We start from the raw sequence: 9873 nt of genomic DNA, 5'->3' as shown, positions 1-9873 counted from the left end.
GCCCTGCTCGTCGCGCGCCGCCAGCGCCGCCGCCACGGCGTTCGCCCGCGCGGCGTCGTCCACCAACAGCGCCGACACGTCCGCCCCCAGCAGCCGCTCCACGAGCGCCTCGAAGCCCGCCGAGGCGCGCACGACGTGCGCGATGGGAGCGAGGTTCACGTCCAGGTCGACGGCATGATCCATAAGCCAAGCGCGCGCCGGGCCCACGGCTGCGCTCGCGCGCTCGACCTCTTCGAGCCCCTTGATCTCGGATGCCAGAAGCGATGCCGCGTCGCGCGCCTCGTCCAGCGCGCCGCGCGCCGTCTCGCGCGCGCCCAACGCCTCGCCCACGCGGGCGCGCGCGGCGCCCTCGGCCTCGACGAGCGCCTCGAGCGCCTGCCCGGCCTGCGTCGCGGCCTCCGCGAGCGACACGGCCTCCCCCTTCGCGCGCTCCAGCTGCAGCTCCAGCTCCTTGCCATGACCCTCGATCAGCTTCACATGCGCAAGGCCGCTGGTCAGCGCCTCCTGCGTTTCGGCCAGCTCGCGGCGCGCCTGCTCCTGCGCACGCTCGCCGTCGCGCTTCGCGCGCTCCAGCTCCTCGGCCTCGCGCTCGAGCAAGCGGCGCTTCTGCGCGTTTTCGGACTGCTCGTAGGCCAGGCGCGCCACGTTCGCATCGGCCTGCTCGCGGTCGCGCTGCACCTCGGCCAGCTGCTCGACGGCCTGCGCGCGATCGGCTTCGGCCTGCGCGCGCTTCGCAGCATTGGCCTCAAGCGTCACGCGCAGCTCGGCCTCGTAGCTCTGGGCGGCACGGCGCTTCTCGTGCAGCAGCAGCGTCGCACCGTCGAAACGCTCGACGGCCGAAGAGGCGCGGCGGTGCCGGCGGGCCAGCTCTCCCGCGTCCACGCTCTCGCGGCGGATCTTCTCCTGCAGCTCCTCGGCCGCGGCCTCGGCCTGGGCGATGGCGGCGCGCTTCTCCTCCAACTCCGCTTCCAGCGCCCGCTCGCGCGCGAGCGCGTCGTCCCACCCGCGGCGCAGCGTGCGAAGGTCGTCCACTGCGAGGGACAGGCTCAGATCCGCCAGCTCGTCGGCCAGCCCCTGGTAGGTGCGGGCGCGCTTCGCCTTGCGCTCCAGCGGCCCCAGCTGACGCTCCACCTCGGCGGCCACGTCCTTCACGCGGGCCAGGTGCGCGTCCATGGCCGCCAGCTTGCGCTCGCTTTTCGCCTTGCGCTGCTTGTGCTTCAACACGCCGGCGGCCTCCTCGATGAGAGCCCGGCGATCCTCCGGCTTCGACTGCAGGATGGAGTCCAAGCTGCCCTGCGAGATGATGGAGTGCGTCCCCGTGCCCAGCCCTGAGTCGTGCAGGATGTCGAGCACGTCCATGCGGCGCGCCACCACGCCGTTGATCAAGTACTCGCTCTCGCCCGAGCGGTACATGCGCCTGGTGACGGCCACCTCGTCGAAGTCCACCGGCAGCGTGCCGTCCGAGTTGTCCAGCACGAGATCCACCTCCGCGATGCCCACGCTCTTGCGCGCAGACGATCCGGCGAAGATGACGTCCTCCATCGCCTGGCCGCGCAGGTGCTTCGCGTTGCGTTCGCCCAGCACCCACAGCACGGCGTCCGAGATGTTCGACTTGCCCGAGCCGTTCGGCCCCACCACGGCGATGATGCCCGGCTCGAGCGCCAGCACGCTGCGATCGGCGAACGATTTGAAACCCTTGAGGACCAGCGATTTCAGATACATGGAACGGCTACCCCTGCTTGCGCTGCTTCGCGCGCTCGCGCTCGGACTTCTTGCGGGCCTTCTCCTCGGCGCGCGCGGCAGCCTTCTCCGCCTTGGCCTGTTTGGCGGCCTCGGCCTTCTCCGCGCGAGCCTCGCCGTCCACTCCCAGGCCGAAGAACTCGCCCAGGCGGGCGAGCGTGCTCTTGGCAGCCTGGCTCTCGGCTTCCTTCTTCGTACGACCCGTGCCGCGGGCAAGCCCCTGGCTGCCGGCGAACACCTGCGCGACGAACGTGCGGTCGTGCGGCGGGCCTTGGGTCTCCACCAGTTTGTACGTGGGCGTGATGCCGTCTTCCTGCAGCTTCTCCTGCAGGGCGCTCTTGGGATTCTCGGGCTCGCGCGCCATGTCGGCCGACATGCGGGGGATCAACGTGGCGCGCACGAAACCCTCCGCAGCCTCGATGCCGCCGTCCAAGAACAACGCGGCCACCACGGCCTCGTACACGTTCTCCAGCGCGGAATGCAGCCCGCGCCGCCCCGTGCCCGTCTCGGAAGAGCCGAACACGATGACGTCGGCGAAGCCCAGTCGCTCGGCGACGTCGGAGAGGCTCGCGCCCGACACGAGCGCAACCTTGATGCGGGTCAGGCCGCCTTCGTCCAGATCATGGAACCGATCGAACGCGATGGTGGCCACGATGGCGCCCAGAATGCTGTCGCCCAGGAACTCGAGGCGTTCATAGGAGTACTTGACCGATTTGCCCTCGGTGGCGGAAGGATGCGTGATAGCCGAAAGCAGCAGCTGCTCGTCCGCGAAACGGTAGCCGAGGATTTCCTGCGCTACCGCCAGTTTTCTCTGCTGTTCATCGGTGAAGGTCATGGCATGCTCGGGCTTTCGTTCAGGCTGCTGACGAGGTGCAGGGGAAGGGCTCCACGATTGATCGGGCATGGCCTACTCGCCCTCCGTCGCTTCGGCGGCGCAGGGCGTTGCCACCGTTTGCGCGATTATATCAGATACGCCGGTTCGCGCGATGCGAGCCGTGGTCAGCACGCCGTTCTTCACCGCCAGCGCGTTGGACGAGCCGTGCCCCACCAGAAGCGCGCCCTTCACGCCCAGAAGAGGGGCGCCGCCGTACGTATCGGGGCTCACCTGCGCCATGAGCTGCTTCAAGCCTCCTTTTATGGCCAGAGCGCCCAGCTTCGTGAGCGGCGTGGACATCATGATGCTCTTGAGCGTCTTGAACAGGGTCTTCGACGTGCCCTCGATGGTCTTCAGGCATACGTTGCCCGTGAAGCCGTCGGTGATGATGACGTCGAAGTTCGCAGGAAGGATATCGGAGCCCTCCGCGTTGCCTGCGAAGTTCGACAGCCGCTCCCTCAGCAGGCCGTGCGCTTCTTGCGCGAACTGCGAGCCCTTCGTGTCCTCCTCGCCGATGTTGAGCAGCGCGGCGCGAGGATGCTCGATGCCGATAACCTTCTCCGCGTAGATCGACGCCATCTGGCCGAACTGTACGAGGTACTCGGGTTTGCAGTCGGCGTTCGCCCCGATGTCGCACATGACGACGGGTCGCACGGGCGACGGGATGACCGTGGCCAGCGCAGGGCGGGCGACGCCCTTGATGCGACCCATCACCAACGTGCCTGCGGCCAGGCAGGCACCGGTTGACCCGGCAGAGAAGAAGCCTTGCGCCGCGCCCTCCTTCACGAGGCGGCAGCCCACGACGATGGACGAGTCCTTCTTCTTGCGCACGGCGTTCGCCGGATGCTCCGCCATGGCGATGACCTCGCTGCATGCCTGCGGCGTGCAGCGCTCGTGGGCGGCGGCGAACGGCTCCACCACGTCGGCAGGCCCGCACAGGACGATCTCGAGGGCAGGGTCGGAGGCAAGCGCCTGGGCGACGCCGTCGAGCACCACGCCGGGAGCATCGTCGCCCCCCATGGCATCGACGGCAACAACGACCTTTTCGTCAGACATATCGAAAACCTCACTCTCGCGTATCGGTCAGCGAGAGGCTTTGAGGTACCTGATATTGCGCCAGCGCAGACGCGGCGCAGCGCCGACCCCTTCGAGGAAGCATGCTTCGATACGCGAAGAGGAAACGCGCAAGGGCAAGATCAGGTGCATCAAAGCCTCGCAGTGTCGAGCGGTTCCACCGTTCGCAGAACGGCGGAATGCAAGAAAAGCCTCCCGGCGCATCGCACGCGAAGCGCGATGTGCGAGGAGGCTTGTCAATGCGCGGCGGCAGAACGCGCGCGCATGAGCGGTACGCTACTCCGTCTCGATAACTTCGCGGTTCTTGTAGAAGCCGCAGTTCGGGCACACGCGATGCGGAAGCTTGACCTCGCCGCACTGCGGGCACACGGAACGCGAGGGCGCCGCGATCTTGTCGTTGGTGCTGCGACGGGCGTGGGTGCGGGCACGGCCCATTTTGCGCTTAGGTACTGCCATGATTCTCTATCTCCTTCTTTAAGCCGAGCGATCACGATCGCTCGTTCTCGCTTAAGTAAACACGCGAAACGGTATAGTACCAAACGAGAACCCGCGCCGCAAGCCCCGATCACCCGCAAAATCCAATCCGCACCCAGGTTTCACAAAACCGCGCCCTGCTCCACCGGGCCGAACTGCATTTCATAATAGTGGGCGTAGGTGCCGCCGAGGGCCAACAGTTGCTCGTGCGTGCCGCGCTCGGCCACGCGCCCGTCCTCCACCACCGCGATGAGGTCGGCGCCGCGTATGGTGGACAGGCGGTGCGCGATGACGAGCGTCGTGCGCCCGGCGGACAGCTCCTCGAGCGACTTCTGGATGGCCCGCTCGCTCTCGTTGTCCAGCGCGCTCGTGGCCTCGTCGAGGATGAGGATGCGCGGGTCCTTCAGGAACACGCGCGCGATGGCGATGCGCTGCTTCTGCCCGCCGGACAGGCGAGCCCCGCGCTCGCCCACGTAGGTGTCGTAGCCGTCGGACAGCCCGCGCACGAATGCGTCGATGTTGGCGCGCTTCGCCGCCTCCACGATCTCGGCCGTCGTGGCGTCGGGGCGCCCGTAGGCGATGTTGTCGCGGATGGTGCCGCCGAACAGGTACACGTCCTGCTGCACGATGCCGATGGCGTCGCGCAGCGACTCCACGGTGACGGCGCGGATATCGATGCCGTCGATCTCCACCGAGCCGCGCTCCGGATCGTAGAAGCGGGGCAAGAGCGAGCACGTGGTGGTCTTGCCGCCTCCCGACGGCCCCACGAGCGCCACCGTCGCGCCCGCCGGGATGGCCAGGTCCAGCCCGCGCAGCACCTCGTGGACGCCGTCGTAGCTGAAATGCACGTCGCGGTAGCGCACCTCGCCGGCCACGTGCCCATCCGGGCCGCCGCAGCGGGCGCGCTCGGCGGCGCCCAGGTCCACCGCGTCGGGCGCGTCGGCGATGTCGGGTCGCACGGCCAGCACCTCCATGAAGCGGCGGAACCCGGCGTAGCCCTTCTGGAACGTCTCGACGAAGTTGATGAGCTGCTCGATGGGCGAGATGAAGATGCCGATGTACAGCGCGTAGATGGCCAGATCCGACACCGCAAGGCCGCCCGTGGCCACGAAGTAGCCGCCGCCCACGATGGTAACCGTGTACAGCACGCCGATGAACAGCGAGTTCACCGCATGAAACGACCCCATGAACCTGTACGAGCTCTCCTTCGTGGCCACGAAGCGGGCGTTCGTGCGGTCGAACTTCTTGATCTCCACCGGCTCGTTGCCGAACGACTTCACCACGCGGATGCCGCCGAGCGAGTCCTGCAGGCGCGCGTTGATGTCGGCCATCTTCTTGCGGTTCTCGGTGAAGATGACGCGCTTCTGGTAGTTGCGCCAGAACGAGTACGCGGCCAGAAGCAGCGTCGCCACCAGCATGATGGCGGTCAGCGGCACGTTGATCAGGAACAGCAGCGCGAACGAGCCCACGATCTTGAGGATGCAGATGAACAGGTTCTCCGGCCCGTGATGGGCCAGCTCCGAGATGTCGAACAGGTCGGTGACCAGCTTGCTCATCATCTCGCCGGTGTTGTTGCGATCGTAATAGGAGAAGCTCAGGCGCTGGTACTGCTTGAACAGGTCCATACGCATGTCGGCCTCCATGCGCGCGCCCATGATGTGACCCCAGCTGGTGATGAAGTACTGGCAGGCCGTGCGCACGCCGTACAGCACGACGAACAAGAGCGCGATCCACCAAAGCGAGCCGATGATAGCCTCAGGCGAACTTTGGAAGAAGTCCTTCGTGAAGAAGCTCAGGAACTGGGGGAACGCCAAGTCGACGCAGGCCAGCACCGTCGCGCACACGAGATCGAACACGAACAGGAAGGTATAGGGTCTATAATAGCTCGCGAACTTCGCGAGCACCTGACGCGCCGAGACCGGGCTCGCGTCCGGGGCGGTCGAGGACGCGGCGCCTTGCGCAGGCGCCGCGCCGGCGGACGGCTCGGTTTCGCGCGAGCCCGCCTTCTGCTTGAGCTTTTTCAGGGTTTCCATGCCCCACATTGTACCGCTCCTTCGAGCCCCGAGCGCCTCGAATCGGCGCGGGGCCCGGCGCTTCACGGGCTTCGCGTAAACGCGGCGCCGCGGTTGCCGCTCGTTCTCGCGCATCCTCATCGATCCTCCTCGAGCGACGGCTCGTCGCGCCGCGCACGCCGGCGCACGCGCGCGAGCTCGCTTGCCGCGCCGCGGCCGAACACGCCCACGTCGTAGCTGCCGGCGTACGCCGCAGCCACCGCTATCAGCAGAAACGGAAGCGACGCCCAGCCGAATATCTCGGCGCCCATGAGCAGCGCCGTCAGCGGGCAGCGGCCGGCGGCCGCGAAGAACGCCGCCATGCCGAGCGCGGCCGAGAATCCCGCCGGCGCGCCCGTGGCCAGCCCCAGCGAGCAGCCCAGCAGCGCTCCGATGGAGAACATGGGCATGATCTCGCCGCCCTTGAAGCCGAAGCCGAGCACGAGCACGGTGAGCCCCGCCTTCACGGCGAAGTCGGCCGGAGCGGCGCTTCCCGCAAGCGCCCCGCGCAGAAGGCCCATGCCCGTGCCCTGGAACGCCTGCCAGCCGCATGCCAGCACGATACCCGCGAACGCAAGGCCGCCCACGGCCACCAGCGCGAACGGACGAGCCTTTGCCCGGCGGCGCCACGCGCGGCGCAGCGCGCGCAGACAGGCGGCGAACAGCGCGCCGCCCACGGCGCAGCACAGGCCCACCAGCAGGCAGTGCGCGGCGACGGCCCACGAAAGGCCGGGCAGCGCCACCCGCGGGATATGGTCGCCGATGCCGACGGCGCGGGCGATGGCGTAGGCGACGAGGGCGGCTGCCAGCATGGCGGGCGCATGCCGCAGCACCGCGCGGTCGAAGCGCACGAGCTCCAGCACGAACATGCACGACCCCAACGGGGCGAAGAACAGGGCGCTGAACGCCGCGGCCATGCCGATGGCGCCCGGATAGCCGTCGGAAGCGCCGTCGCGGCCGCGCGCGGGCGGCAGCTTGAACGCGCGGCCCAGCACGGAGCCCGTCGACGCGCCCATCTGCAGCGCGCCCGCCTCCATGCCGACCGAGCCGCCGCCCAGCAGCGTAAGGCAGCTGCCGCCCAGTATCCCGACCGTAAGGCTTCCCGGGACGCGACGGCCCGCGCGCAGCTCGTCGACGACGCCTTCGGTGGTCAGGGCCGCGGGCAGGCGCAGCAGACGATACAGCCCCACGGACAGCGCGCCGAGGACCGGCAGCGCCAGCAGCAGCCAGGGAAAACGGGCCGGAAGGCTTTGCGCGAACCCCGTGGACAGAGTGAGCACGATGGACGAGGGGCGCCCGCTGCGCCCGCAACGAGGACGAACGACGCACGCCGCGAGAGCCGCCCGAGGGCCGTACGGCCGTCGCGCGAAGGTCCCTCCCGCCGATCGTTGCGTGCATCCACGCGCGCCTCGCCTCCCGTCATGCTCCGAATGCTTGCACATCCGCTCCATGGTACGGAGCCGTCGTGTGGAAGGACGGGCGCGGCGGGAGGAGGTTGCCGCACCGTCGCGCTCCGTTAGCCGCTGCGTTGCCGGCGCGCCGCGGCGGGTCGGGAAGCGCATCTTCGCCCGAAAAACACGCCTCAGCGTCTGGAGCGTGTTTTCGGAGCGAAGATGCGTTATCGGGAGCGTCGGAAGCAGGCGTCAGCGCACTTCCGCGCGGCGCGTCAGCAGGTAGGCGGCGAGCGCCGACAGCACGGCGACGACGGCGAACAGCACGATGGGGTTCGCCAGGACGATCCCCTGAGCCGTGAACCCGAGCGCAGGGAGAAGAACCGCCCCTGCAGCGTCGGCCGCGCCCGGCACCACCTGGAAGACGGTGGGCACCAGCACGAACGCCAGGAGGCCGAACGCCAGAAGCCCCAGCAAGAACGGAGCCTTCCCCACGCGTCCGTGCAGCACCACCAGCGCGTAGGACAGAAACACGATGGCCAGGTTGAACGCGAGCGTCCAGGCGAAGCCGAGAAGCCCCGGCCCGTAGCCCTCGCCGTACAGCGCGACTATCGACTGCTCGCCCCACAGGGGCAGCACCGCCAAAAGCAGCTGGTCGACCAGGGCGAAGACGAGCGCCACCACGCCGAACGACAGCGCGGTGCTCAGATACGCCTGGGCGCGGGTCACGCCGCATTGCAGCGCGAACTTGAAGTCGATGGAATACGATATGCCGCCGCACAGACCCAGAAACACGCACATCCACAGGTACATGCCCTTGAACGGCGTGCCCCCTTCGCCGGCGAATGCGATGATCGCCCACCCGAGCCCGAAGCAGACCGCGAACACGATGAAGAACACGCTCATCGAGAACAGGATGTCGGCCATCTGATAGCGGACGATCGCCTTGAACTTCCTCATCGCGCTTCCTCCTTCTCGGTCAGTTTCACGAACAGCTTCTGCAGGTTGAGCGGCGCGACGTCCAGCCGCTCGTTCAGGCGCGCCGCGTCGGGCTTGCCCTGCACGTACGCCACGCTCAAGCCGCCCAGCTCCTCCACGTCGAGCACCTCCATCCCCGCGCAGTAGGCGGCCACGTCCGCCGTGCGCCCCGACACGCTGTAGCCGCTCGCGCGCAGCTCCTCGGCCGACGAGGCCAGCAGCACCCGTCCGCGGTCGACGATGGTCACCTGCTCCACGAGGTTCGCCACCTCCTCGATGAGGTGCGTGGCGATGATCACCGTGCGCTGCTTCTCCAGGTAATCGTCCAGCAGCAGCTTGTAGAACAGCTCGCGATGATTGGCGTCCAAGCCCAGCACCGGCTCGTCGAGCAGCAGGTAGTCCACGTCCAGCGACAGCCCGACGACCAGCTGGTAGATGGAGCGGTAGCCCGTGGACAGCGATCCGATCTTCTTGCGCAGGTCCAGCCCGAACGCCTCGGCAAAGCCCGCAGCGGCCGTCCGGTCGAATCCCTCGTAGAAGCGCCCCATCTCCTTGAACAGGTTGTCGAGGCGCAGGTTCTCGGGATACATCTTCTTGTCGTTCATGCAGTACAGCTTGGCCAAGGCTCGCGCGTTGTCGGCGGCGGGCTCGCCGTCCACGAAGATGCGGCCGCTCGTGGGAACCAGGCGGTTCGCGATGAGGCCGAGCAGCGTCGACTTTCCCGCCCCGTTGCGTCCGAGCAGCGCATGGATCTTCCCGTGCTCGAAGGACAGCGACACGTCGTCGAGCGCCTTCGCCTTGCCGAACGACTTCGACACATGGTCGACGCGTATCTCACGCATGGTCGTATCCTTTCTCCACCAGGTCGACGACCTGCTGTTTCGTCAGGCCGAGCTTCTTCGCCTCGGCGACAAGCGCTTGCACGAACCGCTCGTCGAACGCGTTTCGGCGCTTGGCGCGCACCTTCTCGCCGGCTCCCGTCTGCACGTACATGCCCATCCCCCTTCTCTTGTAGATGATGCCCTCGTCCACGAGGATGTTCATGCCTTTGAGGACGGTGTGCGGATTGATGCCCAAAAGCGCGGACAGCTCGTTGGTCGACGGGATGCGGTCTCCCTCGGCGTACGAGCCGGTGAAGATATCCTCCTCGATACCCTCGGCGATCTGGACGAACAAGGGGACGTCGCTTCCCGGGTCGATGTTCATGCGGCGCGCCTCCTCTCTGCTAGTTAGTTACTTGAGTAACTAACTAGCATTCTAGAGAGCGCACGACGGGTTGTCAAGGAGAGAA

Annotated in this window: 9 protein-coding genes; all 9 read right to left on the bottom strand. The window is 67.6% G+C overall.

The genetic code is table 11. The features are described 5' to 3' along the window. The coding region (locus GT613_RS04040; RefSeq protein WP_161172509.1) for a chromosome segregation SMC family protein at positions 1 to 1722 on the bottom strand (1722 nt) is incomplete at its 3' end. Between the two features lie 7 nt (positions 1723 to 1729). Further along, a complete protein-coding gene (gene rnc, locus GT613_RS04035; protein WP_009304503.1) occupies positions 1730 to 2575 on the bottom strand; it encodes a ribonuclease III in 846 nt (281 codons plus the stop codon). A gap of 72 nt (positions 2576 to 2647) precedes the next feature. Next, a complete protein-coding gene (gene plsX, locus GT613_RS04030) occupies positions 2648 to 3670 on the bottom strand; it encodes a phosphate acyltransferase PlsX (RefSeq protein ID WP_009608356.1) in 1023 nt (340 codons plus the stop codon). 294 nt (positions 3671 to 3964) lie between these two features. Next, on the bottom strand, positions 3965 to 4144 hold the full coding sequence (gene rpmF, locus GT613_RS04025; protein WP_009304505.1) for a 50S ribosomal protein L32: 180 nt from the start codon (positions 4142 to 4144) through the stop codon (positions 3965 to 3967). Between the two features lie 140 nt (positions 4145 to 4284). Next, positions 4285 to 6204, bottom strand: coding sequence for an ABC transporter ATP-binding protein (locus GT613_RS04020; RefSeq protein ID WP_041691625.1), 1920 nt, complete (start codon positions 6202 to 6204; stop codon positions 4285 to 4287). A gap of 107 nt (positions 6205 to 6311) precedes the next feature. Beyond that, on the bottom strand, positions 6312 to 7493 hold the full coding sequence (locus tag GT613_RS04015; protein WP_009608393.1) for a chloride channel protein: 1182 nt from the start codon (positions 7491 to 7493) through the stop codon (positions 6312 to 6314). A 363-nt stretch (positions 7494 to 7856) separates the two neighbouring features. Next, positions 7857 to 8564 (bottom strand): hypothetical protein, encoded by a 708-nt coding sequence (locus tag GT613_RS04010; RefSeq protein ID WP_009304509.1) that lies wholly within the window; start codon positions 8562 to 8564, stop codon positions 7857 to 7859. Beyond that, on the bottom strand, positions 8561 to 9424 hold the full coding sequence (locus tag GT613_RS04005; protein WP_009304510.1) for an ABC transporter ATP-binding protein: 864 nt from the start codon (positions 9422 to 9424) through the stop codon (positions 8561 to 8563). The genes GT613_RS04010 and GT613_RS04005 overlap by 4 nt, the downstream gene beginning before the upstream one ends. Beyond that, positions 9417 to 9788: a GntR family transcriptional regulator gene (locus tag GT613_RS04000; protein ID WP_009304511.1), complete on the bottom strand. Its 372-nt coding sequence runs from the start codon at positions 9786 to 9788 to the stop codon at positions 9417 to 9419. The genes GT613_RS04005 and GT613_RS04000 overlap by 8 nt, the downstream gene beginning before the upstream one ends. Positions 9789 to 9873 lie beyond the last annotated feature (85 nt).

The organism is Eggerthella sp. BIOML-A4 (assembly GCF_009875575.1).
GTDB lineage: Bacteria > Actinomycetota > Coriobacteriia > Coriobacteriales > Eggerthellaceae > Eggerthella > Eggerthella lenta.
This window is presented reverse-complemented; position numbering and strand designations above follow the sequence as displayed.

Coding starts and splice junctions, on each gene's coding strand:
- plsX (WP_009608356.1), bottom strand. CDS start 3,670: ATGTCTGACGAAAAGGTCGTTGTTGCCGTCGATGCCATGGGGGGCGAC.
- GT613_RS04010 (WP_009304509.1), bottom strand. CDS start 8,564: ATGAGGAAGTTCAAGGCGATCGTCCGCTATCAGATGGCCGACATCCTG.
- GT613_RS04000 (WP_009304511.1), bottom strand. CDS start 9,788: ATGAACATCGACCCGGGAAGCGACGTCCCCTTGTTCGTCCAGATCGCC.
- GT613_RS04005 (WP_009304510.1), bottom strand. CDS start 9,424: ATGCGTGAGATACGCGTCGACCATGTGTCGAAGTCGTTCGGCAAGGCG.
- rpmF (WP_009304505.1), bottom strand. CDS start 4,144: ATGGCAGTACCTAAGCGCAAAATGGGCCGTGCCCGCACCCACGCCCGT.
- rnc (WP_009304503.1), bottom strand. CDS start 2,575: ATGACCTTCACCGATGAACAGCAGAGAAAACTGGCGGTAGCGCAGGAA.
- GT613_RS04020 (WP_041691625.1), bottom strand. CDS start 6,204: ATGTGGGGCATGGAAACCCTGAAAAAGCTCAAGCAGAAGGCGGGCTCG.